Source organism: Acidovorax facilis, from assembly GCF_023913775.1.
GTDB classification, from domain to species: domain Bacteria; phylum Pseudomonadota; class Gammaproteobacteria; order Burkholderiales; family Burkholderiaceae_C; genus Acidovorax; species Acidovorax facilis.
Genome location: NZ_JAMXAX010000091.1, coordinates 1 through 25,524, shown reverse-complemented (window position 1 = coordinate 25,524; position 25,524 = coordinate 1). Strand labels below are relative to the sequence as shown.

The 25,524-nt window shown below is 59.1% G+C and carries 19 protein-coding genes; 14 read left to right on the top strand and 5 right to left on the bottom strand.

Going from position 1 to position 25,524, the window contains the following annotated elements; genetic code table 11:
- Window positions 1-872 precede the first annotated feature (872 nt).
- A complete protein-coding gene (locus NFX52_RS20860) occupies window positions 873-1,874 on the top strand; it encodes an IS1595-like element ISCsp2 family transposase (RefSeq protein ID WP_055392943.1) in 1,002 nt (333 codons plus the stop codon).
- A gap of 140 nt (window positions 1,875-2,014) precedes the next feature.
- The gene (locus NFX52_RS20855; RefSeq protein WP_055392946.1) at window positions 2,015-4,408 is read left to right on the top strand and encodes a DNA polymerase II; all 2,394 of its coding nucleotides are present in this window, start codon (window positions 2,015-2,017) and stop codon (window positions 4,406-4,408) included.
- A gap of 126 nt (window positions 4,409-4,534) precedes the next feature.
- Here the strand turns inward: NFX52_RS20855 and NFX52_RS20850 are convergent, their stop codons facing one another.
- Window positions 4,535-5,203, bottom strand: a complete 669-nt coding sequence (locus NFX52_RS20850; RefSeq protein WP_238385439.1) for an inovirus Gp2 family protein — start codon at window positions 5,201-5,203, stop codon at window positions 4,535-4,537.
- A 222-nt stretch (window positions 5,204-5,425) separates the two neighbouring features.
- A complete protein-coding gene (locus tag NFX52_RS20845; RefSeq protein ID WP_055392948.1) occupies window positions 5,426-5,608 on the bottom strand; it encodes a helix-turn-helix transcriptional regulator in 183 nt (60 codons plus the stop codon).
- A gap of 688 nt (window positions 5,609-6,296) precedes the next feature.
- Here NFX52_RS20845 and NFX52_RS20840 point away from each other — a divergent pair.
- Entirely contained in the window at window positions 6,297-7,229 is a 933-nt protein-coding gene (locus NFX52_RS20840) for a hypothetical protein (RefSeq protein WP_156358550.1), read from the top strand.
- 73 nt (window positions 7,230-7,302) lie between these two features.
- Here the strand turns inward: NFX52_RS20840 and NFX52_RS20835 are convergent, their stop codons facing one another.
- Complete coding sequence (locus NFX52_RS20835) at window positions 7,303-8,559, bottom strand: tyrosine-type recombinase/integrase (RefSeq protein ID WP_055392953.1); 1,257 nt, start codon at window positions 8,557-8,559, stop codon at window positions 7,303-7,305.
- 293 nt (window positions 8,560-8,852) lie between these two features.
- Between NFX52_RS20835 and NFX52_RS20830 the strand changes: the two genes are divergently transcribed.
- A complete protein-coding gene (locus tag NFX52_RS20830; protein WP_156358551.1) occupies window positions 8,853-9,113 on the top strand; it encodes a phage virion morphogenesis family protein in 261 nt (86 codons plus the stop codon).
- On the opposite strand, the gene NFX52_RS31120 is transcribed toward NFX52_RS20830, so the two are convergent.
- Window positions 9,079-10,662, bottom strand: coding sequence for a nuclease domain-containing protein (locus tag NFX52_RS31120; protein WP_252635800.1), 1,584 nt, complete (start codon window positions 10,660-10,662; stop codon window positions 9,079-9,081). The two genes, NFX52_RS20830 and NFX52_RS31120, sit on opposite strands and share 35 nt — an antisense overlap.
- Complete coding sequence (locus tag NFX52_RS20820) at window positions 10,643-12,913, bottom strand: McrB family protein (protein ID WP_055392977.1); 2,271 nt, start codon at window positions 12,911-12,913, stop codon at window positions 10,643-10,645. The genes NFX52_RS31120 and NFX52_RS20820 overlap by 20 nt, the downstream gene beginning before the upstream one ends.
- Before the next feature lie 433 nt (window positions 12,914-13,346).
- On the opposite strand from NFX52_RS20820, the gene NFX52_RS20815 reads away from it, so the two are divergent.
- The 10 genes from NFX52_RS20815 to NFX52_RS20770 form a co-directional block, all read left to right on the top strand.
- Window positions 13,347-13,838 (top strand): restriction endonuclease subunit S, encoded by a 492-nt coding sequence (locus tag NFX52_RS20815; RefSeq protein WP_238385438.1) that lies wholly within the window; start codon window positions 13,347-13,349, stop codon window positions 13,836-13,838.
- Between the two features lie 21 nt (window positions 13,839-13,859).
- The gene (locus tag NFX52_RS20810) at window positions 13,860-15,386 is read left to right on the top strand and encodes a type I restriction-modification system subunit M (protein WP_055392959.1); all 1,527 of its coding nucleotides are present in this window, start codon (window positions 13,860-13,862) and stop codon (window positions 15,384-15,386) included.
- A complete protein-coding gene (locus NFX52_RS20805; RefSeq protein WP_055392961.1) occupies window positions 15,379-16,548 on the top strand; it encodes a virulence RhuM family protein in 1,170 nt (389 codons plus the stop codon). The genes NFX52_RS20810 and NFX52_RS20805 overlap by 8 nt, the downstream gene beginning before the upstream one ends.
- On the top strand, window positions 16,538-17,791 hold the full coding sequence (locus NFX52_RS20800; protein ID WP_082437210.1) for a restriction endonuclease subunit S: 1,254 nt from the start codon (window positions 16,538-16,540) through the stop codon (window positions 17,789-17,791). Before NFX52_RS20805 ends, NFX52_RS20800 begins: the two co-directional genes overlap by 11 nt.
- Window positions 17,788-21,099, top strand: coding sequence for a type I restriction endonuclease subunit R (locus tag NFX52_RS20795; protein WP_055392963.1), 3,312 nt, complete (start codon window positions 17,788-17,790; stop codon window positions 21,097-21,099). Before NFX52_RS20800 ends, NFX52_RS20795 begins: the two co-directional genes overlap by 4 nt.
- 2 nt (window positions 21,100-21,101) lie before the next feature.
- On the top strand, window positions 21,102-21,851 hold the full coding sequence (locus NFX52_RS20790; protein WP_055392965.1) for a M48 family metallopeptidase: 750 nt from the start codon (window positions 21,102-21,104) through the stop codon (window positions 21,849-21,851).
- A 341-nt stretch (window positions 21,852-22,192) separates the two neighbouring features.
- Complete coding sequence (locus tag NFX52_RS20785; protein WP_055392967.1) at window positions 22,193-22,522, top strand: hypothetical protein; 330 nt, start codon at window positions 22,193-22,195, stop codon at window positions 22,520-22,522.
- A 104-nt stretch (window positions 22,523-22,626) separates the two neighbouring features.
- Window positions 22,627-23,628, top strand: a complete 1,002-nt coding sequence (locus tag NFX52_RS20780) for a DUF932 domain-containing protein (RefSeq protein WP_252635799.1) — start codon at window positions 22,627-22,629, stop codon at window positions 23,626-23,628.
- A 162-nt stretch (window positions 23,629-23,790) separates the two neighbouring features.
- A complete protein-coding gene (locus tag NFX52_RS20775; RefSeq protein ID WP_055392972.1) occupies window positions 23,791-24,804 on the top strand; it encodes a YqaJ viral recombinase family nuclease in 1,014 nt (337 codons plus the stop codon).
- Between the two features lie 125 nt (window positions 24,805-24,929).
- Window positions 24,930-25,524: recombination directionality factor (locus NFX52_RS20770; RefSeq protein WP_492759475.1), on the top strand; the 595-nt coding region annotated here is incomplete at its 3' end.

Below are 25,524 nucleotides of genomic sequence, written 5' to 3'. Positions count from 1 at the left end.
ATCAGGCTGCACTCCACGCTGGGATACCAGTCACCCAATAGCTACGAGATGCAGCAGGCGTTGGCAGCTCACTCAGCTTGAACGAACTTCCCCTATCGGAATGTCTGAAAAAACTTGACCACGACAAGCTATGTCCTTAGGGGTTGGATGAGAAGCGACGGACATCGACAGCGGCTCACCGAGTTTTTTCGAAATCCAACGTGCGACGTTGCATGCGGGCCAGCGTTGCTCTCTGCTCAGTCGAAACAGGACTGCAGAAGCAGTAGCGTTTCCCGGCTTCCGGCAACCGAACCGTAAGTCTGTGTACTTTTTAGTCGGGCCTCCCGTCGTCCACTGATCCAAACTTGGATAGCGGCGGCGCAATTGATCAACAACCTCCCAGGCCCAGTCGCGCTGCAAGTCGCTTTCGTACGATTCGAATAGCAATCTGCCATTCGTGTTCAAGTATTCAGTCCTGTCCACGGTGCCTCCCTTTGTGGACTGTTTTATACATGCCCTTTGACGCACTCCCGCAGGACTAGCGCTATGTTTTTGCGTGCTGTTTAAGCTAGGCCCACCCAAGCAATCGCACAAAGTTCGTCCAGCCCCACTCGTCAATCTAGCGGTCGGTTCCGAGCCTCAAGCGGGGTCCGCACAGAAAGTTCGAACCATTGCCCCCTTTAGGCTATGCACAGCCCGGTGGCTGGCCCACGTAGCACTGAAGCACCTCCTCAGAACCACGCCCAAATGCGCCGCAGCAAGGCGGGAGCTGGTCGGGCAGGACGGAATACATAACGGGTTGGTTTGTGCATGGTCTTCTCGATGGCAGTTTTCTAGATACTGTACAAAACAAAGGGGTATCTATTTAGCTCCAGTGGCGTCAAAATAGCTGGATGGAAACCCAGATGCTAACGCCAACTCCTGGACAGGACTACCCCCGCACCTGGAACGAATTTCTTGACTGGTTTGCCACCGAAGAGGCCTGCCAGGCGTTCCTGGAGAAGCTGCGCTGGCCCCAAGGCTTCGTCTGCCCGCGTTGCGGCAACGCTGGTGATGTGTACCGCGCCAGCCGCACCCGCCTGATGTGCCGCTCATGCCAGTACCAAGGCACAGTGACCTCTGGGACCATCTTTGACAAGACGCGCACACCGCTGCGTGTCTGGCTGGCTGCAGCTTGGTACCTGACCAATCAGAAGCAAGGCGTGAGCGCCCTGGGGTTGCAGCGCGTACTGGGTTTGGGGAGCTACCAGACCGCCTGGACCATGCTGCACCGGTTTCGACGTGCCATGGTCCGCCCGGGCCGGGACAAGCTCAAGGGGCTTGTGGAGGTGGATGAAACGTACCTGTCCATCACGGATCGCAAAAATCCCGCCACTCCAGCAGGGCGCAAGAGCAGCACCACCAAAGTGTTGATGGTCATGGCGGTGGAGATCGTGGAGCCCAAGGGGTTTGGGCGCATCCGGTTACGCCGCATCGAGCGAGACGCCGCCACCCACGTCATCCCCTTTGTGCAGGAGGTGGTCGAACTTGGAGCCCAGGTACGCACGGATGGTTCGGCGGCCTACCGCGTTCTGGGAGAGCTGGGTTACACCCACCAGCGCACCGTCATGCTCGGCTCAGGCGTACCTGCCCATGTCTCCATGGCGGGAGTGCACCGGGTCGCCTCGCTGGTACAGCGCTGGGTGCTCGGAACGCATCATGGCTCTGTACAGCCAGACCACCTGGATGCCTATCTCGATGAATTCGTGTTCCGTTTCAACCGGCGCACATCCAGCTCACGCGGGATGCTGTTTTACCGCTTGCTGCAGCAAGCGGTGGTTACGCCGCCAGTGACGTATGCGGATGTCGTGAGCAAGAACACCGGGGAGAGCCAATCGGATACCATTGCTGGATGAAATCACAGTATCAATGGGCTGCTGGAGCTAAATAGATACCCCTTACAAAACATCAGTATCATGCGCAAGAGCTGCCGCGCCCGCCCACCATCTCGCCCTAGGCATCAGAATTGCCGCGCCACCGTCCTCCGCCCCACCTGATGTCCTCAGCCCTCGCACCCACCGAACTCCGAGGCTTCCTCCTCACCCGCAACTGGCGTGACCTTCCAGACGGCGCAGAAATTGAATACTGGCTGTCCACCGACGAGGGGCCCAAGAAGGTGCTTCTGACCCAGCAGACGTCGGTCGCCTTCCTGCCGACCCGCCACCGGGCTGCGGCACATGCCCCACTGGCGAACCTGCAGGGCTTGGAGGTGAAGGAGCTTGATCTGAAGACGTTCGATCAGGAGCCCGTTCTCGGTGTCTACGCTCGCAGGTTCCGCGATCTCGGCAAGCTGGCACGCGCGCTCCAGCCACTGGGGATACCGCTGTACGAAGCGGATGTCCGCCCACACGACCGCTACCTGATGGAGCGGTTTATCACAGCCGGTGTCCTGGTCGAAGGAGGTGTGCGCGAAGGCTCGACCATTCTCGATGGCAGGTTGAAGCCTGCGACCGGTTGGCGCCCGGTATTGAAGGTGGTGTCGCTGGACATTGAGACGAGCGCGGCCGAGGAGTTGTACTCGATCGCGTTGGATGGTGCGGGAGACCGATTAGTCCTCATGCTGGGGGAGGCTCCAGCGTCGGCACAAGCCGCCGCATCGTCGGTGGACTTCAGGCTTGTGTACTGCCCGACACGCCAGGAGATGATCGAGCAGCTCAATGCCTGGTTTGCAGACCATGACCCGGATGTCATCGTCGGCTGGAGCGTGATCCAGTTCGATCTGCGGGTGCTGCAAAAGACCGCCGACGCGAACTCCGTGCAACTGCTGCTCGGACGCGAGCGCCGCCCCATCGCCTGGCGGACCCATCCGGGCCGGCAAGGCTACCTGTTCGCCCCCATGCCCGGACGCGTGGTTGTCGATGGCATCGAAGCGCTCAGGGCTGGCATGTGGAGCTTCCCATCGTTCAGCCTCGAAGCGGTCTCTCAGAAACTGCTCGGCGAGGGCAAGGAGATCGGCGATGCCTACGACAAGATGGCAGAGATCGAGCGGCGCTACCAAGAAGACAAGCCCGCGCTGGCCAGCTACAACATCCGCGACTGCGCGCTCGTTCTGCGCATCTTCGACAAACTGGAGCTGCTGCCGTTCGTACTGGAGCGAGCCCAGACCACAGGCTTGCAGATAGATCACTTCGGCGGCTCCATCGCCGCATTCAGCCACCACTACCTGCCGCGCATGCACCGCCTGGGCTACGTGGCACCCAACGTAGGTGACATCGCGGCCAAGGCCTTTCCCGGCGGCTATGTGATGGACTCCACGCCAGGCTTCTACGATTCCGTCGTGGTCCTGGACTACAAGAGCCTCTACCCCTCCATCATCCGGACCTTTCTGGTGGACCCGGTAGGCTTGGCAGAGGGAGAAAGCACCGACGTCCATACCGGATTGGTGCAGGGGCCGCAAGGCACGCTGTTCTCGCGCGAGAAACACTGCCTGCCGGACATCGTGACCACCCTATCGACTGCGCGGGACGAGGCCAAGCGGGCGCGCAACCAGCCGCTGTCGCAGGCCCTGAAGCTGCTCATGAACTCCTTCGCTGGAGTGTTGGGTGCGTCCGAGTGCCGCTTCTTCAATCCGAAGCTGGTGTCCGCCGTGACCCTGCGCGGCCATGAGGTAATGAAGCTCACACGGATCTTCGTGGAGCAGCGGGGATACCAGGTCATCTACGGAGACACCGACTCCATCTTCATCTGGCTTAAGCGCACCTACCCCAACGCGGAGGCACACGCCATTGCGGCCGGCTTGGTGCAGGAGATCAACGCCTGGTGGACACGCAAGCTGCATGAAGAGCAGCAACTGGAGAACTTCCTCGAAATCGAGTTCGACACCCACTACGCCAAGTTCTTCATGCCCACTATCCGGGGATCGGATGTCGGCAGCAAGAAGCGCTACGCAGGCCTGAGCGTCGATGAAGCGGGGCAGGAAGAGATGGTCTATCGCGGGCTGGAGATGGCCCGCAGCGACTGGACCCTGTTGGCACGCCAGTTCCAGGAGGGCTTGCTGTCACGCATCTTCCACGGCGAGCCCTATCGGGACTTCGTGGCCCACTATGCGCGGTCGATGCTGGAGGGCCAGATGGATGCGCTGCTCGTCTACCGCAAGCGTCTGCGCCACCGGCTCGATGCCTACGAGGTCAATGTGCCGCCCCAGGTGCGCGCGGCGCGCATCGCTGATGCACACAACGCGAAGTTGAACCGTCCCCAGCAGTACCAGCGTGGTGGCTGGATCCATTACGTGATGACGCAGAGCGGTCCAGAGCCTCTGGAGACCCGGCAATCCCGCATTGACTATGAGCACTACCTCACCAAGCAACTTCAGCCGATCGCTGACGCGATTCTTCAGCCATTGGGCGACAGTTTTGTGGCGTTGACGAGTGCGCAGAAGGTGCTGTTCTAGGGGTGCTTACACCCGTCAGCCGCATTCACGGCTGACGGGGTGATGGGAGAGGAGTTCCTTCTTGAGACAGCGGGTGATTAATGCCCTCCGACCATTGCACCTCAGTCTCTCGTCAGAGTCAGTCTATTAGCTCCTGCTAGCGCCATACCCGTGGTGCCCCGCCCCATACTGCTTCGTCCTTGCCTTGCACAGATAACTGGCACGATGAAAGAGCGCAGCAGATGACTCGGGATCATCGCGCAGGATCATGTACGACGGATTCTCCGGAAAGTGCACCAGGGTCTTGGCCCTCTCCACGCTTTCGCCCAAAGCACTGGCCCAGGCCTCCCATACTCGATGGGCCATGTTTGCTGCCGATGACTGGTAGTTTCCCAGCCAGTTGAAAGCATCCCCATTCAGGAGGAACAAGATATGGTAGTGAACCCTACCGCATTCACCAACCTCCCTGACCCAGAAGTAACGCACCTTGGTTCCATGAGTGTAGGAGCCTGTCTTTGAAGCCACCGCACGGTTATGCCGAATCTTGGCCTTGAATGATTCGATGAACCTGGACACGGCTGAGTTGCAGAACTCCGCGTGACGTCCCCCGGTTCCGGCAGGAAAGTGCAGATCCACCCTGAAGGCAAAAACTCTTCGATACTGATGAATTGCCTTGTAAAGCACCTCATGCAATGCCCGAAGATAATCCTCAATCATGGGGTAGTGCCCATTCATCACAGGCAAAGACTGGTACACCCCATCACTGTACAGGCGATGATTCTTGTTTATCTCAAAATCACTGTAAAACACGTTCACCTCACACAAGTGCCCCCCTTGGCTGCATGGTGGCCGATGTATGTGCTGTGCCTGGATGCTTTACCGGTATAGATTGCCCATAGCTCTATATCTATCTATACTACCAATACCGAGGCAAGAACAGTCCAAAACAACAGCAACATCAGCACGCCAAAATAGGCAACCCCTGGGGTTATTGATAAAAACCAAAGGCTAATCTGCTCTGGAAAAATGGGATTCGGCTTAAGAAGCCCGCGATTCCATTTTCTGACGCAGCCACTGATCCACCTCCTCCTGGATCCAGCCGACAGATTTGACGCCGAGCTTAATGGGCTTGGGGAAGAAGCCCTTACTCATGTACAGATACAACGTGGACCGTGGCAGTCCCGTCAATTCACTTACTGCAGGTAGTCGCAAGATACGCATGGAATTCACTCGTTAGTAGTTTGTCCAATGCATGCGTGATTGTTTATTTTTTTATCATCCTGCGCCTGATTGCCCTAATGCTCCCTGAACAATCCCGCGAAGCCGTATGCGCTACCGCGGCTAAGCGTTTGCCCGCTAGCTTCCACTTGAATTTCCCATAAGCTCGCGTTTTTGGGAGACTTTTGATATCCGCCGTGGCTACCACTGCAATCTTCTTCTGAGCCCGCCCATAGGGGCCATACCTCGGCGGTGAGCTCCTCGCAAATGGCCCGGCAGCACATCGACGCCTTGTTCAATCACCCTCAAGCCGCTTACCAACTCCACCTGGAGAGACATAAGCTATGGAGTTGACTGCCGGTAGACCATGAAAATGTTCCACAGCAATCGATTCAGAATCGTTGCCCTGCTCTAGACAGCAAGTTGTTGGTCATGCTCTACACGGCCCTCTTTCTGCGCACCGAGGAAACTGCTAAGGATGCTAAGCATTTTTCAGTTAGAATGCGCCTAAATTTGCTCTAGATTGCCCCTAGATTGCCCCTAGATTGCCCCTAGATTGCCCCTAGATTGCCCCTAGATTGCCCCTAGATTGCTTCCGGATTGCTTCTAGATTGCTTCCGGATTGCTTCCGGATTGCTTCCGGATTGCTTCTAGATCTTTTTTCTTTGATCAGTCTATAAATTTTTGCAAAATGGCACTTCACACTCCTGACAGCTTCTCATTAAAAATTGACTCTACTGGCGAAAATTCGTCACGTATTGCATCAGTGGCTTGGCTGGTAGCTGCTCAAGAAGATTCATCCTTAGCAGATTTGAATCCAAATGCTCACGATCTCAAAAAAACACTAAAGGAATATGTTAATAAAAATTCCGAGGCAGGAGTTTTTATAAAAGACAGCATGCTAAAGATGCTAGTGCCGCAGGAGCGTATTAATTGGATTAAAGACAATCAAAGGCAGTTTTATTGGATCCTCAACTACATTTCCGAACTTAAAAAATCACAACTAAAAAAAATAAGGAGCGACCTGTCTCTAGTAATTCATAAACTACCCACGTCTATACCTTCTTATCTGTCGAACCGAGAGAGGAACGTTGCATTGGTAGATTACTGGTTGGCCAAGTCGTTTTCTGAGATGACCACAGCCATTCAATATTGCAAAGAAATGGAGTCTGAATGGAACAAGCACACAGAATCAGACAAACTATTCTCGTGGCTTGAAGGGATGGATGCAGATAAAAAAAGGGATTGTTTTTGGAGTTTTCTAAAAAATAGAATTCCTAATGAAATCAATGATTATCATAAATTCCAATCACACGAGGATCTCTTTATTTTTTTTGATCATCCGATATTTACAAGAGACACGAAGGAACTTTACAGCAAGGATGCCAGGAAAATTTGGAACCAGCGGCTGCGTAGGGAGAAGAAACCAGATGAGAAGCAACGCAGCTTTGTCCTTTCGCTGAAGACAATATCAAAGCTAGATAAGCTTTCCAAAAAGCATCATTTGACTCGTGCAGAAATCATCGAACTGATCATCAATGGCGAAGCGGAAAAGGAAACCTATATTCGTGAACGCCTCAGTCACAGGAACTTGTTGCTGGGCTTACACGAACCTACCGAATAAAAAAAGCAGCCTGTGTCGTTGATCGACACAGGCTGCTTTTAGTTTTAGAACACTTGTATGTGCCGCTGGCCCCTCAGTTGGCAGGCGGTGAATTGCAATAGTTGGCCCAATCGGACATCAACCCTGCACGCTTGGCCAAGAGGTCACCCCGCTGGTAAGCTGCTTCAACGCCGTCAGCCAATCTATGAGCTAAAGCATGTTCGCACACCTCACGAGGATAGGTCGTTGTTTCCCCCGCCCAATCACGGAAGGTGGAGCGGAATCCGTGCTGAGTCAGGCCACTTCGCCCCATGCGTCGCAACACGGCCGTCAAGGACATATCGGAGAGTTGGCCTCCCCTGGGTGCAAGGAAAACGTGATCGATATTTTCCTCACGCGGCAACGCCTTCAATAGTGCGATGACCTGGCAGGCCAAGGGCACTCGATGTTCTTTGCCTGCCTTCATGCGCTCAGCGGGGATGGTCCAGATTTTGTTTTGCAGGTCGATTTCTGTCCACTTGGCGCCGCGCACTTCACCTGAGCGGGCAGCTGTGAGGATCGCAAATTCCAATGCGCGAGCTGATACGCCTTCTTTGGATCGCAGTTCAGCCATGAAGGCTGCCATCTCAGCATAAGGCAGTGCTGCATGGTGCTCGACTTTCTGTACTTTGTTGCGGGCAGGTAGCTCGTGTTCGAGGTGGCCTTTCCAGCGCGCTGGGTTCTCTCCCTGGCGGTATCCCCGAAATGTGGCCCAATCCAGGATGGATTCGATGCGCCCCCGCAGTCTGCTGGCAGTTTCTGTTTTGTTAAGCCAGAGGGTCTCGCCAGCCTTGCCCACGGATTGCTGGAGCACGTCCAGAACCATTCCGGTATCGATCGATGCTGCTGGCAGGTGGCCGAACTTCGGATAGACATAGGTCGCCAGCGTGTTGGTCCACTGCTGGGCATGCTTGTCGTTTTTCCAGGCGGCGCGATTGGCATCAATGTAAGCCGTGGCGCAGTCTTCGAAGGTCTTGGTTTTGGCGATCTCCAGCGCAGATTGGGCTTTGACCGTCTGGCGCTCCTGAACGGGGTCGATACCATCACGCACTTGTTTTCTGAGTTCACGGGCGCGTTCGCGCGCCTCGGCCAGTGACACCTCGGGAAAGCTTCCCAGTCCAACGTCCCTGCGGTGCAGCGTCGCTTGACCATCTTTGCCCGGGCGCGTGCCCACGGCGATGCGCAACACCCATGCCCGTGATCCGCCCGAGATGCGAAGATGCAATCCATCCACGCCGCCTACTGCGTGACGACCTTCGGCTTTAAGCTTGGTGACTGCCAGCGCTGACAGTTCCTTGGCCTTTCTTGGCATGACTCTCTCCGTCGAACTATTTGTCCCACATCTTATCCCACATAAAGATCTAGATTTGGTGAGAACAAGTTGGACTTCAGCAGATCAAAGTTTCTTCCATCTCATTGATTTTTAATGGTTTTTTGAGTTTTATTGGATCTTTCTAGACGTCAACATGACAGACGCCCTCTCCGCCATTACGCAACCCCAAGTGATTGATTCACTTGGGGTTTTTTCTTTTTGACGCTGACGGGTATGCCATTTGATATGCCATGGCATGTTGTCTCTAGTGGGACACTGCTGGACAAGTTTAGATTCAAGCTGTTGTCGGTTTCGTCATCGACCATACTGCGTCCATAGACGCGGGCACCCTGCGCGGCTACTTGCGCAGCGAGCTGGTGTCGCAAGTGGTGAGCAGCAGGTCCGTCGAGGTGGTGAGCAATCTGATCTATGCGGCCGTGCACCAGTTCGGCGGCACCATCAAGCCCAAGAGCGCCAAAGTGCAACAATCGGGAGTTGTCCGTGCAAAGGTGACAGCGGTTAAGCGAGAAGGTGCCGACGTAAGAGTTCAATAAGTCGCGGCTGGGCAGCGTCGTTCAGCGGAATGATGCCGACGCCTTCGGCATCAAAATAGTCATCGGCTTCCAACGTACCAGTCTCGGTGGGCGCAGGTGTGAGGAGAAAAGCGTGAGAGGGTCGCACTCCCATGTAGCGCAGGCTGTCCCGGTAGAGATGCGCGGACTCCATGCCATCCAGGACTCCATACCTCGAAACTCGGTACTTAGCGTCGAAAACGACAAAACGTTCGACGCCATCGGTCTGCCAAGTCACGACCAAGTCCGGGTAGCGCTCTGCTGACACGCTCCTGAAGCCATGTGAGTCCCCTTGGTCGAATGCAGGAAATCGCGGCTGCAAGTGGATGGCGAGGCAGCCCTTGTCGGTATCCAGCGTAACCCTAAAGCAGTCGTCGCGCGCCCCCTGGCGGTCGATTAGCAAGGCATTTCCAGGCAACAGAGCTTGTGAGGCCTTCACCAATTGGAGGAATGCCCACCGCTCAAACACCTGCCACGTGGGCCCCATGGGGAGCTGGTCGAAAGCGGCCGCGCCCTCGATCCCGGGACGAATCGCGCGCCAACCCAGCTTCGCGGCTTTCCCATAATCGGGATTCGCTGCGACCGCGTTAAGTCCGGTCGCCGAGACTTCCGCCCGGCGCACTCGGTCGAAAGGTGAGCGCCGCAGGATGCCGCGCAGTTCTTCTTCCAGCTTCTCCAGATATCGAATTCTCGCCGGCAGGCTCGCTTGAAGCGCTTCGTTCGAATACCTTCCGGCGAGGGCTCCCTGTCCATTGACGAAAGTCGTCCGCACGTCGCGGACATTGCGCAAGACCGATAGCAGTCGTGCGAGCATCGTGCGATTCGCAGGGCTGTCTTCGGTCCTGTAGCTTGACGGCACGTCGAAGAGAACTTCCTCCGAGGACTCCACGTTGTTGCCTGTGAGGCCGAGCGCCGCTATCGCAGTTGCTGACCGGGCGGCTGAAAGCACGGTCTGGACGTCGAGGCTGCGAGCCTGATGTAGGGGTGTGAGTTCGCGCCGATGCACGAGTTGCCTTTGAGGTGCCCTTGCGAGGGTCTTCATCGCTTCCACAAATAAAAGTCCGTTGGCTTTGAGCCGTGCGTAGCGCAGGAAGGGATCAGACCACCGTCCTTCCGCGCCGAAGGGGCTGTGTGCAGGGGAGTCGCCGAACACAAGTCGCGGATCGAAGGCATGCAATTCCCGAACCATGGCAAGGAATACATCGCGGCCCAGTTTCGCCGGGTGGGGTGAGACGTCGATCGTCCAACTGCCCACCAGGCGCGCCATCCCATCGAACACTTCGGCTACGACGGATCCAGCATAGAAGCCTGGCTGCCATGACCAGCAATTGGTTGCACCTGACACTGCATTCAACGGCACATCATCGACCAACACGGCGCTGGCCACGAGACTGTCTGGCAGCTGAAATTCATACCTCCCGTTCTCCTCGCAGCCTGTCAGTAGCGTTCCCTCGGCATTGAGCAGCGGCACTTGCGTGCCCCCGTCGACCCGCCGAACGGAGAGCCGCAGTTCAGCGCCAGAAGCGGGCACTGCCCATCTCCCTCAGATCGTCCAGCAATTCAGCTACTTTCCCCGACGCAAGGGGCAAGTTCTGCTGCTGCATCACGGTGTGGGCATTCTTCAGAGCGGTTCGAAGCCGTACGCTGTCCTCGCCTCGCAACTTCGGCAGAATCTTGGAGTAGACGGCCTGGTCGAGCGCTTCACCCGGCGATAGGGTGGCGCCAGTCGCAGCCACCTGCAGGAATCCGATGATGTCGCTCACCGTCCGCCATCCGAAATGGAGACGCACTGGCTCGAGCGCCGCACTTAAAGCAGAGAGAGTGCTCCGGGCTAGTTCCAACGTCTCTTTTGGCAGCTCCGCAGTCTTCCATCCAGGGTAGGCGGTTACGTCCACCTTCCAGAAGTCAATCACGCATGCGCGGTCGAGAACCTTGTCGCTGAGCCCGTGTGTCGTCTCATCCATGTTCACCGTGCCGATGATGACAAGGTTGGAGGGATAGGCGATCGCCGGAGGCACGCCGCTGATCTCCTCGTCGGATCCATGGAACACGAGCGGGTCTCCAGTTTCCATCGCCGACAAGAGCGGTGCGAGGTATTGCTCCGGGTGCGACAGATTCATTTCATCAAGCACCACGGTATAAGGCCTGCTGGGATCTCCTGCTGCGGCGAGAAGAAAATCGAGGAACGGCGGCCGGACGTATATGCTTTGGGACAGCGGGTTGACGTAGCCGAGCAGAGGGGACGGATCTTGCCAGCCAGGTTGCACCGGGAGCACCAATGTTCCAACGTCAAGCTGTGACGAGCCGGACCAGAGCGCGCGCCCGTAGCTGCGTGCCAGCAGCGTCTTGCCCGCGCCACTTAGGCCCGTTAACACGGCGAAGTGTCTGCGGGAATGCAGCCACAACCCTGCATCAAGGGCCGCGACAGTCCGAGCCGCGAAGAAGCCGCTATCCGCAAGCGCTGCAGCGACAGCGGGAAGTTCGGGGCGCTTGACTGCGCCGATGCCGCCTTCTGCAGCATGGGTGTCCACCACGGCCGTTTCCGGCTTTGCGCTCTCAGTCGGCAATTTGCCTGGAGTCCAGTGAATTCTTTCGGCCCACGCCTTTCCATCTTCCGTGAGCTGAAATTCACCACTGGAATTCAATGCCGCAAGACCAAGACGCCCTACCCACTTGACCAAAACGTCCGGCGCGAAGCGAGTCGTCCAGCCCGGATTGACCTCCTGCAACATGGAGCCCATTTGATCCGGTTTGGCGGGTCCTTCTCTCAGTCGGTACAGCACATTGTCGAACCCGAGAATCCGCGTGAGGAGCCAGTCGGAGACTTCTTCAGGGTCGCCTGTCTCGAGAAGTGCTTCGCCACGAGGGGTCAGCTGAATGTCATTGCCCGCCGCTTTTAGAACGCCCCATTCGGCAATCAGGGCATTGATGTTCGTGTTTACCGACGGGTCGGACAGCTTTGGATTGACAGACTTGATGTGCTCCCGCAGGTCCTCTCGTGTGCACCCGTCCCGCGCGAACTCGATCATGCTGCGGATTGCGGGCAGGTAACCGGCAATGGCTAAAAGACCCTTGCGCCTTCTCTCGGCCGGCAAGGGGTTCAGCTTTTCCGAAGGTGCCTCCTCGTCCTCCACTTCGGTGGCTTCATCCCCCTGAGCCTGGATATGCGCCGCGTATAGGAGCCACGGCAACGCCATCCTGCGGACGCCATCCGGATCCGGCGGAGCCGGGACGCGGCCTAGCGCCTGCTCCAGTCGGGCAAGCACCTCTGCGTGCAGCACAACGGGATCTTTGCTGCCCGTTTTCCCAATTCCCATGGCCTTGGCCAGTTGCCGGAGCTTGCGCGCATGCGCAATCGTCGTGAAGTCACTTGGAAGCAGTGCGGCGAGCACACGGTGAATCTTCAGGCGGGGACGCCGCCTTGTGAACTTCTCGGCGGCTTCAGCAACCGCTTGCCACGCAGCTGCGATGGATTCCGCACGAGCAAGTCCCCCGTCGGGAAATTTGCGGTGTCGAATGTCCCAAAGCAACGCAAGGACACCTGGGTCGGCCTTTGCTGCGGTCACATCGATATGACCCATCCCGGTGGCGGACACTGCTTCGCCGTCCCAGAGTTCGTCTTGAAACGCCGGAGACATAAACTCTTCACGGCCTGCAGCCTGTACTTTGGCAATGTGAGACTCAAGACGTGGGAACCAGTCCCGATAGCCCGCGACATCGCCGAATTTATCTACCGCATGCGCGGCTGCCTCTCTCAGTTCCTCGTCTGTCACCATCTGCATCAAGCCGCTCCCTTACCTATGGCGTGCGAGCGTACCCGCTCAGTTACATCCTGCAAAAGGATACCCGACTACTGGCCATCCAACCTCGGGGGTGCACTCGCGGCTTCGAGCGTATTCCGTCGTCGAGACTGACGTCCAGTAAAGAGATTCCCGCGCGAAGCTTCCGACCCGACGAGGCGGGAGAACTTGACCGAAGATGTCACGCTCTGGAATTGAAGCCCGTAATCCTGGGTGTGCGGGATAGACTCAAAAAATCAGCATCAATCGACGTGATGCAAATTCTCTTGCACATTAGGAAATCTCCTGTATTATTTGCATCATGTCATTTGATGCAAAACCTCTCCCCATTGCCGACTTGGCCTCCCTGCAAGGCGGCTACCCCTTCCGGGGCTCCATAGAGGAGTCGGCTGACGGCAGCACCCTGGCTGTCCAGATGAAGGACGTCGACCCCGACAATGGGGTGAACTGGTCTGGCGTCATCCGCACTTCTCTTGCCGGTCGCAAGCACCCAGACTGGCTCAAAGCTGGTGATGTCCTGTTCGTCTCCAAAGGTGCCCGGTTCTATGCGGTCTGCATTGACGAGCCGCCCAGCGCGGCCGTGTGCAGCCCGCACTTCTTCCTGCTTCAAGTGTTGCCACGGGCCGCACTGCTGCCAGCCTTTTTGGCCTGGCAAATCAACCAGCCCCCGTTCCAGCGTCAGCTTCAGCAAGCCGCTGAAGGCAGCAGCCAGCTCAGCATCCGCCGCCCGGTGCTGGAATCGCTCACTCTGAGCGTGCCGTCGCTGGCGGACCAGCAACGCATCGTTGACTTGGTCGACCTTGCGCGTCGGGAGCGACGCACCCTCCACCAACTCATTCACAACCGCGAGCAACAACTCCAGGCGCTTGCGGAAGGTCTTGCGCATGCCGCACAGGCCGCTCACTGAACAACCCAGGGAACCCCCACCATGAACGACATCACCACCGAAATCACCTCTGTCAGCCAGGACGACATCAACGCCGCCGTCTGGGCCGCCTGCGACACCTTTCGCGGCACCGTGGACCCCAGCATCTACAAGGACTTCGTCCTGACCATGCTGTTCCTCAAGTACGTGTCGGATGTCTGGCAAGACCACTACGACGCCTACAAGAAACAGTACGGCGACCACCCCGAGCTGATTGAGGAAATGCTCAAGAACGAGCGTTTCGTGCTGCCAGCCAGCGCCAGCTTCTATGCCCTGCACACCCTGCGGCACAGCCCCGGCAACGGCGAGCGCATCGACAAGGCCTTGCACGCCATCGAAGAGGCCAACATCACCAAGCTGCGCGATGTGTTCCAGGACATCAGCTTCAATTCCAACAAGCTGGGCGACGAGCAGCAGAAGAACGACATCCTGCGCCACCTGCTGGAAGACTTCGCCAAGCCCGAACTGGATTTGCGCCCCAGCCGTGTCGGCCAGCTCGACGTGATCGGCAACGCCTACGAATTCCTCATCAAGAACTTTGCATCCACCAGCGGCAAGAAGGCTGGCGAGTTCTACACCCCGCCCGAAGTATCCGCACTCATGGCGCGCCTGATGGCGCCGCAAGAAGGCGACGAAATCTGCGACCCCACCTGCGGCTCCGGGTCGCTGTTGATGAAGTGCGGCCGTCTGATCCGCGAGAACACCGGTTCGCGCAAGTACGCGCTCTATGGGCAAGAGGCCATCGGCAGCACCTGGGCGCTGGCCAAGATGAACATGTTCCTGCATGGAGAGGACAACCACCGGATCGAATGGGGCGACACCATCCGCAACCCCAAGCTGCTCGACGGTGCGGCCAGCCTCAAGCATTTCGACATCGTGGTGGCCAACCCGCCGTTCAGCCTGGAAAAGTGGGGCTTCGAGGGGGCCGACGCCGACAAGTTCAGCCGCTTCCGCCGGGGCGTGCCGCCGCGCACCAAGGGCGACTACGCCTTCATCCTGCACATGATCGAGACCATGAAGCCAGGTACCGGCCGCATGGCGGTGGTCGTACCCCATGGCGTGCTCTTCCGTGGCGCTGCGGAGGGCCGCATTCGCCAGAAGCTGATCGAAGAAAACCTGCTCGACGTGGTGATTGGCCTGCCCGAAAAGCTTTTCTACGGCACCGGCATCCCCGCCGCTGTGTTGGTGTTCCGCAAGAACAAGGCCGACGACAAGGTGCTGTTCATCGACGCCAGCCGCGACTTTGAGGCCGGCAAGAACCAGAACCTGCTGCGCGAAACCGACCTGCAGCGCATCCTGACCACCGCCGCCACACGGCAGAGCGTGGACAAGTACGCCTACCTCGCCACGCCTGCCGAAATCGCCGAGAACGACTTCAACCTCAATATCCCACGTTATGTGGACACGTTCGAGGAAGAAGCCGAAATCGACCTGATGGCCGTGCGCAAAGAGCGTGAGCAACTCAAGGGCGAGCTGGCCAGCCTGGAAACCCAGATGGCCGTCTACCTGAAGGAGCTGGGCTATGAGTAAGACTCCAAGGCCTACCAAGCGTGCCAACACGCCCACCAAGGCGATGACAACGCCGGTGAATTTGCAGGCATCAGCCAGCGCCGAAAGCCAGGGCGAATTCGTTCTCTACACCACAGACGACGGCCTCACCCGCGTAGAAATGCGGGCCGAAGGCGGTTCGCTATGGCTCAGCCAGGCCGAAATCGCCACGCTGTTCCAGACCACGCCGCAGAACGTCACCCAGCATGTGAAAGCCATCTATGCCGAGGGTGAAGCCGACCCCGAAGCAACTTGTAAGTCCGGCTTACAAGTTCGCCAAGAGGGTGGTCGGCTCGTCCGCCGCAGTGTGCGCTTCTACAGCCTCGACGTCATCTTGGCCGTGGGCTACCGGGCGCGTTCGGCACGCGGCACCCAGTTCCGCCAATGGGCCACGGCCAACCTGAGCGAGTACCTGCTCAAAGGCTTTGTGATGGACGATGAGCGCCTGAAGAACCCACCCGTGGGCGACTCGGTCTTGCCAGACCGCTTCGGCGAGTTGCTGGAGCGCATCCGCGACATCCGTGCCAGCGAACGCCGCATGTACCTGCGGGTGCGCGAAATCTTCGCCCTGGCCGCCGACTACGCCCCCACGCTGCCCGAGACCACCACCTTCTTCCGCATCATCCAGAACAAGCTGCACTACGCCGTGTCGGGCCAGACGGCCGCCGAAATCATCCGCCGCCGTGCCGACCACACCCAGCCCAACATGGGCCTGACCACCACCCGCAAGGGCCAGGTGCAGAAGGCCGATGTGGGCGTGGCCAAGAACTACCTGAACGAGCAGGAGATCAGCGAGCTGAACCGCATCGTCACCATGTGGCTGGACTTTGCCGAAGACCAGGCCACGCGCCGCAAAGAGGTGTTCCTGAAAGACTGGGCCGAAAAGCTCGATGCCTTCCTCAGCTTCAATGACCGGCAAGTCTTGGTGGGCGCTGGCAAGGTGTCACACAAGCAGGCGGTGGCCCATGCACAGAGCGAGTATGAGCAGTTTGCTGCGCAGCGACGTGCGGCGCTGGAGGCGGAAGGCGAGGCTTGTGCCGTCCGCATGCTCGGTGCGGCATCGGCAGATGATGGCGCCTTGGAGGAGTTGGGCAAGGTCGCTAAGCGGCTGACAAAGAAGAAGGGAGGCCGTGATGCTGCCTAAAGCATGGCGCCGTTCAACGCTGGGCGAAATCGCCCATATCACTTCGGGTGGTACACCTGATCGAAGCCGACCAGACTATTGGGGCGGCGATGTTCCATGGGTCACGACCGGCGAGATTCAATTCAACACCATCACTGACACCGTCGAGAAGATCACCGCAGCGGGTTTGCAGAATTCCGCAGCCAAAGTCTTTCCACCTGGCACGCTGTTGATGGCCATGTACGGACAAGGAAAGACGCGGGGGCAGGTTGCGAAGCTGAGCATTGAAGCAGCGACCAATCAGGCTTGTGCAGCGATCCACCTACGGGACAAGCACGACGTTGACTTCTACTTTCAGTACCTTATTTCTCAGTACGACAAGCTGCGCGAACTGGGCAATGCCGGGACACAAAAGAACCTGAACGGCGGAATCATCAAGGGATTTGATGTGCCAGTTCCACCTTACGGAGAACAGCGCCGCATCGCCAAAATTCTCGCCAGTTGGGATCAAGCCATTGCCACTACGGAGCGACTCCTGCTCAACAGTCAGGAGCAGAAACTGTTGATATCCCAGCAGATGTTGACCGGCAAAGTGCGCCTCAAAGAATTTCCGGCCAGCGGACGCAAGCAAAAGACACCCTATGGGGCATTGCCCATCGAGTGGGGGTACCGCCGAATCGGTGACCTGGCTGTCGAGGTGAGTCAAAAACTTGGGGGTGAAGATCCCTATCCGGTACTGTCCTGCACGAAACACAAAGGGTTGGTTGACTCTTTGGCTTACTTCAATAAGCAGGTATTCAGCGCAGACACATCCACCTACAAGGTGGTCCCCAGAGGCTGTTTCGTGTACGCGACAAATCACATCGACGAGGGCTCCATCGGCTACCAAGACTTGTACGACTTTGGACTGGTCAGTCCGATGTACACCGTTTTCAAAGCCAACGATGAAGTTGATGACGCCTACTTGTTTGCGCTGCTGAAGACAGAGCACTACCGACAGATATTCGCTTCTGCAACCAACGCTTCCGTTGACCGCAGAGGAAGCCTGCGTTGGAAGGACTTTCGCAATCTTCACATTCCACTGCCACCAATTGAAGAGCAGCGGGCCATCGCAAAGGTATTGGCCGGTGCAGTGCGTGAGGCGGAACTGATTCAAGCTCAGTTGGAACTTTTGCGCGATGAAAAAGCTGCCCTCATGTCCCAACTGCTGACCGGCAAACGCCGCGTCAAGCTGCCGGATGCCGAATCAGGGGTGCAGGCATGAACACCACGCCCAACTCCCGCGAGCAATACAGCGCCCACCTGCCCGCACTGCACCTGCTGTGCAACCTGGGTTGGAACTTTCTGACCACGGCGCAGGCGCTGGCCCTGCGTGGCAGCACGCGCGAGGTGCTGCTCAAGCCCCGGCTGATCGAAGTGCTGCAAACCCGGCGCTACGAATACAAGGGCCAGTGGTACCCGCTGTCACCCAGCGGCATCGACCAGATCGTGCGGGAGTTGTCGGCACTCAGCCTGGCCGAAGGGCTGATGCCCGCCAACGAGCGCCTGTACGGCAAGCTGGCGTTGGGCATCACGGTGACGGAGTTCATGCCCGATGGCAAGAAGCACCAGCCGACCATCGCAGTGATCGACTGGACCGACGCCACGGCCAACCGCTGGGATGTGACCGAAGAGCTGGAGGTGCTGGCCGCGCAGGGCACGCACCACCGCACGCCCGATGTGGTGGCGTATGTGAATGGCATTCCGCTGGTGGTGATCGAGGCCAAGCGGCCGGAGTCGGGCGGTGGCAGCCACCCCGCCAAGGCGATGGTGACAGAAGGCATCAGCCAGCACCTGCGCAACCAGCGGCCCGACGAGATTCCCAACCTGTTTGCATACGCCCAGCTGCTGCTGTCCATCAGCCAGACCGAGGGGCGCTACGGCACCACGCACACGGCAGCCAAGTTCTGGGCCAAGTGGCGGGAAGAGGAGTTCGACGAGGCCCACATGCAGGCGCTCAAGAACAAGGCACTCAAGCCGGATGTGCGTGCGGCGCTGTTCGACGGCAAGCCTGCCGCGCTGGCGGCGTACTTCAACACGCTGTGGAGCGCCCCCATGCAGGCCACCGAACAGGACCGCTTGCTGGTGAGCCTGTTGACCCCGGCACGGCTGCTTGAATTCCTGCGCGGCTACGTGCTGTTCGACCGCAAGGTGGGCAAGATCGTGGCCCGCTACCAGCAGTTCTTTGGCATCCGTGCGCTGCTGGCGCGCATCAGCCAGAAGAAACCCGAATCGCAAGGCGGTGGCCGCGAGGGTGGCGTGGTGTGGCACACCACGGGGTCGGGCAAGAGCTTCACCATGGTGTTCCTGACCAAGGCGCTGCTGTTGGTGGATGCCCTGAAGGAATGCCGCGTGGTGGTGGTGACCGACCGCATTGACCTGGAAACCCAGCTCGCCCGCAACTTCATGACCGGTGGGGCCTTTGGCTCCAGCATCGCCACACAGAAAGACGGCGAGAAGAGCCGCACCCTGTCTGGTCGTGACCTGGCCCAGCGCATTGGCAAAGGCACCGAGCGCATCACCTTCACGCTGGTACACAAGTTCAACACGGCGTCGAAGTTGCCGGAGTGCCGCAACGACTCGGCCGACATGATCGTGCTGGTGGACGAAGGCCACCGCAGCCACGGCGGCGAGACCCATGAGCGCATGAAGAAGGCCCTGCCCAAGGCGGCCTACATCGCCTTCACCGGCACGCCCTTGCTCAAGGATGAAAAGACGGCGAACAAGTTCGGCCCCATCGTGCACGCCTACACCATGCAGCGCGCGGTGGAAGATGAAACCGTGGCCCCGCTGCTGTACGAAGAGCGTGTGCCCGAGCTGGACATCAACGAAGAGGCGGTGAACCGCTGGTTCGAGAAAATCACCAGCAACCTCAGCGATGCCCAGCGCACCGACCTGAAAAAGAAATTCGCCAAGAAGGGCGCCATCTACGGTGCAGCCAACCGCATCGAGCTGATTGCCTGGGACATTGCCACCCACTTCAACGAGAACATCAAGAAGCTGGGGCTTGGCCTGAAGGGGCAGGTGGCCACCGACAGCAAGCTCGACGCCATCCGCTACAAGAAGGCGCTGGACGACACCGGCTTGGCGACCAGTGCGGTGGTGATCTCAGCCCCGGATACGCGTGAAGGCAACTCCGATGTGGACGAGGACACGCTGCCTGAGGTTCAAAAGTGGTGGAAGCAAGCCATGGCCACCTGCGGCAACGATGCCGAGACCTACGAGAAACAGGTGGTCAATGACTTTGGCACGGACGGCGCACCTGACTTGCTGATCGTCGTGGACAAGCTGCTGACGGGTTTCGACGAGCCACGCAACACGGTGCTGTACATCGACAAGCCCCTGAAAGGGCACAACCTGATTCAGGCGGTGGCGCGCGTCAACCGCCTGCATGACGCCAAGCGGTACGGCGTGCTGGTGGACTACCGAGGCATCTTGAAGGAACTCGACACCGCCATCCGCGCCTACCAAGACTTGGAAGCTCGCACGCAAGGTGGTTTTGACATCAGTGACCTGGAGGGCCTGTACCACCAGTTCAGCACGGAGTACAAGCGCCTGCCTGCTTTGCACGATGAACTGTGGTCGTTCTTCAAGTCGGTGACCAACAAGCTCGATCGCGAGCAGTACCGGCAAGTGCTGGCACCGAAGTTCGTGAAGGGCAGTGATGGCGAGGAGTACGACGAGCGGCAAAAACTGCGAGACGACTTCTACGAGGCACTGACCGCCTTCGGCTTGTGCTTGCAGACGGCGCTCTCCTCACGCAGCTTCTTTGAGGACAAGAGCTTTTCTGAAGCGCAGATTGCCCGGTACAAGGCAGATCTTCGTTTCTTCACCGAGCTGCGCCAGACCGCCCGCCGCGATGCCATGGAGACGGTGGACTACAGCGTCTACGAGGAACAAATCCGCAAGCTGGTGGATAAGCAGGTCATCGGGACAGAAGTGCGCGAACCCGAGGGTGTCTATTTGGTGCACCAACTGGGGCAAGCCGAAGACCCGAAGGACTGGTCGGAAGAGAAAACGCGCAATGAGACGGACATGATCCGCACCCGGCTACGTAAGACCATCGAGCAGGAACTGGCGGCCGACCCCTATGCGCAGAAGGTGTTTGGCGAACTGCTGCGTCAGGCCATCGCTGAAGCGGAAGCCATGTTCGATCATCCGCTGAAGCAGTACGCCCTGTTCAAGTCCTTCGAGGAAAAGCTGGACGCCCGTGCCACCCCGGACATGCCGGATGCACTGGCAGACAAGCCACATGCCAAGGCCTACTTTGGCGCCATGCGTCTGGTGCTGGGGGACGAGGCCTTTGCCGCACTGGGTGGTGATGCCACGGACAAGCTGGTGCAACAAGCAATTGCAATGGACACCGTGGTGCGCGACGCCGTGGCAGAGAACTCGCTCAACCCACAGAACATCGAGGCGGCCATTCGCAAGGGTCTGTTGCCCTTGTTGTTTGGCACGCTGGGTTTGGACAACGCCAAGCTGGTGGTCGAGCAAGTCATCCAGATCACGCGCGTCGGGTTGAGCAAGTCTTGAGCATGCAGGTCACTGAACGCGTCTCTCAGCATCGCATCGCCTATGGCGACGAAGTCATTGCCTTCAGTCTGCGCCGCCAACCGTCGCGCGTTGTGACGCGCGTTGCCATCCATGTTGAGCCAGACGCACGCGTGATGGTGGATGCACCCGATGCAGCGCCCTTGGAAGATGTGTTGGCTGCCGTGAAAAAGCGGGTGCGCTGGATCAGCCAGCATGTGGAAGCAGCCAGGGCACGACTTGCTCATGTGCTGCCCCGCGAGTATGTGAGCGGGGAGTCCTTGCACTATCTGGGGCGCCGCTATCGCTTGAAGGTCGTGGTCGACGCCGGGGCCAGGGCAGAGGCACGGATGCGCGGCGCTTTCATCACCGTGACGACGCCTGAACAAGCCGCGGCCCCGATCAAGATGGCCTTGGATGCCTGGTATCGGCAGCGAGCACGGGAGGTGTTTGCAGATCGACTGACGGCGATTGCCGCCCCGCTCCGTTGGGTCAAGCAGCTTCCACAGACACGCCTGCAGTTCATGACGGTGCAATGGGGCAGTTGCTCACCCTCGGGCCGAATCACGCTGAACCCGTTGCTGGTGAAGGCTCCAAGGGAGTGCATCGACTACGTGCTACTCCATGAGCTGTGCCACCTGCTCCACCACAACCACAGTCCCAAGTTTTACCGCACCTTAGATCGGCACATGCCGAACTGGAGGGCCGTGAAGGAGAAGCTCGACAACATGGTGGAAGAGGTTTTCCGCGCCTGAAAACATCGAATCAAGACTAACAATAGGGGGGATGAATGGCAACTGCCACCGGAGAACCAACTCGGCTTCCAGATGGCTTGAAGCTGGGCAAGTCGATCCAAATCTATTTCAATCACATATCACCAATGCGCGTGAACCCCGTGCTCAGCTTCCAACCAAGTAACGCACCAAACGCCCGGCACGCCCCACTAGCGCTGCCGGGCGCTATGCCGTCTCGGTAGCGCCAAACCTGTCCGCATCCCCACCCCAAGCCCCGCGTGCCTAGCACCCGGGGCTTTTTCTTTAGCCGTTCGTTCCGTCGCTCTTCTTTCCTTCACATCACACCCCCAAGGAGATCCCCCGTGATCAGTTGCCCCCAATGCCAATCCCCCCGCGTCGAAACCCTTGACCGCGGCCGCACCGCAGGCGCCGCCATCGGCGCAGTCGCAGGAGCCGCCAGCGGCGCCGCAACCGCCCTGCGCACCGCCCAACTCGGTGCCACCTATGGCTCGCTCGTCGGCCCCGCTGGAACCGTACTCGGTGCCGTCGCCGGAGCCGCCATGGGAGGCCTCAGCGGCGGCGCCGTCGGCTGCGAGATCGGCAGTCAGATCGGCAAGGCCGTCGACCAGAACTGTCTCAAGAACCACCACTGCCTGGAGTGCGGGTACCGCTTCCGGGATCCGTACGCCTGAGCGCTCGCCCTTTTTGCTCTTTTCGCGCTCTTCAGGCTTGTCGCTTTTCTCACTTCCCTCCCCTCGTTCTCTTTTTATTCATTCATTTATCAAGGAGCATTCCAATGGCACACCTCGTTCAAACCATGGCCTATGTCGGCGAGACCCCCTGGCACAACCTGGGTCAGCAACTGCCCGCCAAACAACCCATCGATGTCTGGGCCCGTGAAGCGGGCATGGACTGGACCATCCGTGAGGCACCCGTGCGCTACATGGCCACTCAATCCGGCCCGGCTGGCCAGGCCCCCTCTTCCGTCTCCGCGCTGTATGCCGAACCCATGGAGTTCCCCGACCAGAAGGTGCTGTACCGCAGCGATACCAAGGCCCCTCTGTCGGTGGTCAGTGCCCGCTACCAGGTCGTGCAGCCCAAGCAGGTGCTGGAGTTCTACCGGGATCTGACGGAAGTCTCTGGGTACGAGCTGGAGACCGCCGGGGTTCTCAAGGCCGGGCGCAAGTTCTGGGCCCTGGCCCGTACCGGAAAGTCCTCGGCGCTCAAGGGCAACGATGTGGTTAACGGCTATCTGCTGTTGGCTACTTCCTGTGACGGGACACTGGCGACCACGGCCACACCGACGACGGTGCGTGTGGTCTGCAACAACACGCTGTCGATTGCCCTGTCTGGGACGTCGAGTGCGATCAAGGTGCCTCACAGCACGAGCTTTGACGCGCAGGCGGTCAAGAAGCAGTTGGGGATTGCCGTCTCGCAGTGGGACGGTTTCATGTACCGCATGAAGACCTTGTCCGAGCGCAAGGTCAAGAGCCACGAGTCCATGAACTATTTCCTGAAGGTGCTGTGCCAGACGGATGGGCATGCGGATGCATCGGCAGGCCTGACCAACGAACGCGCACTCAAGAAGGTACAGGCCATGTACGAGGGTCAGGGCCGGGGGGCGGAGCTGGCAGCCGCCAAGGGCACGGCCTGGGGCCTCTTGTGCGCCGTGACCGAGTTCGTGGACCACGAGCGCCGGGCGCGCAGTCAGGAATACCGCCTGGACAGTGCCTGGTTTGGCCAGGGGGCCGCACTCAAGCAGCGAGCACTGGAGCAGGCGTTGCAGCTGGCGTCATGACGGTGTCTGCCGTCCTTTGCGGTTCATCCATCCGCCCTCACCGCCCTTCACGGCATAGACCCCGGCTCCTTCAGTGGACCGGGGTCTTTTGTTTTGGGGGGCGGTGTGGCGTCGTGGTTGTCGTTGTTGTTGCTTTTGTTGTTTTCACTTCAAGGAGTCAGCATGGTTCGTCCTGTTGTTTCACCGGGGTCTGAGGCGTCACCGCGTCCCCGCCCTGCCCTTAGGCTGGTCAAGACCCAGGACCTGGATCGCGATCAGTGGTTGCAGGTGCGCAAGGGTGGTATCGGCAGTTCAGATGCAGCAGCGGCAGTCGGGCTCAATCCCTATCAGTCGCAGCTGGAGCTATGGATGGAGAAGACCGGACGTGCCCCTGTGGCCCCACCGGGTGACGGAGATGCGGATGATCTGAGTCCGATGTACTGGGGTTCGCTGCTGGAGCCCATCGTGGCTGCGCACTACACCCGCCGTACGGGCAATCGGGTACGGCGCATCAACGCGGTGCTGCAGCATCCTGAGCACCCATGGATGCTGGCCAATATCGACCGGGAGGTGCTGGGGGCGACGGATGTCCAGTTGCTGGAATGCAAGACAGCGGGGATTCAAGGGGCCTGGCTCTGGCGGGATGGGGTGCCGGAGTATGTGCAGTTGCAAGTCCAGCACCAGTTGGCCGTGACGGGCAAACAGGCGGCGGATGTGGCTGTGTTGCTCGGGGGCCAGGAGTTGCAGATTTTTCGGATCGAGCGGGATGAGGAGCTGATCGCCCAGCTCATCACCCTGGAGCGCGAATTTTGGGGCTATGTGGAGCGGGGCCAGGCGCCTCCGGCCGATGGGTCGGATTCGGCAGACCGGGCTTTGCGGGCGCTGTATCCCCGAGATACCGGCTTCACCCTGAATCTCAAGCATGACCTGGTGATGGGGGCGGTGTTCTCTGACCTGTTGGCGGTGCGAGAGGTGCTGGCGACCAACACGGCCTTGGAAGCCCAGCTTAAGCAGACGATTCAGCAACGCATGGCGGATTCCAGCCGGGCGGTGTTTGAGAACGGCGAGGTGAGCTTCAAACGCAGCCGGGATGGGACGCAGCTCGATACAGCACGGCTGGCCAAGGAACAGCCGGAGATCGTCAAGGCCTACACGGTGCCCAAACCTGGGAGCAGGAGGTTTCTCGTGCAGACCTGAGGCTGGTTCATCGGGGCCAAGGGTTCATTCATTTCAGTTCAACGCATTCCCCAGACGGGCTTCATCGGCAACGGTGAGGCCCGTTGTGCTTTGGGGGTGCATTCACATTCAACGAGGAGATTCACATGCTCAAAGGTTTGGCTTTGACACCGCCTGTGATCGGGCGCATTGCGATTGGGCGGGTGGTGGAGAAGAACGGGCGTCGCCTGCCCGAGAAGGACGATGAGTTCACGCTCACCAGCCAGGTTCAGAACAAGGAGGGGTGGGTGCCACATCCGGTGGATGCCCAACTGCGCAAGGAGCCGGGGGCCAAGCTGCGCAGCATTCCAGTGCGGCTGCTGTTTGACGATCCAGATCTGAGCCTTAGGGCGAACTACACGATGTTTGACCGGGCCACGGGAAGGCCGCTGTGTGTGGGAGATGGGGAGAGCTGCAAGCGGGTGACTCTGTCGGGGATGCAGAGCCTGCCCTGCCCTTCGCCTGCGGTGTGCCCGCTTGCGCAGGATGGGAACTGCAAGCCGTATGGAAGGCTGCATGTGCGGGTGGAGGCGGATGGCAGTACCGAAGCGGGTACGGCTGGTGATGAGTTGGGCAGCTTTGTGTTCCGAACCACGGGGTTCAACAGCATCCGGACGTTGTCGGCACGCCTGCGATATCTGTTTGCGGTGTCGGGTGGGTTGCTGGCGGGATTGCCCTTGGAGCTTCGGCTGCGGGGGAAGT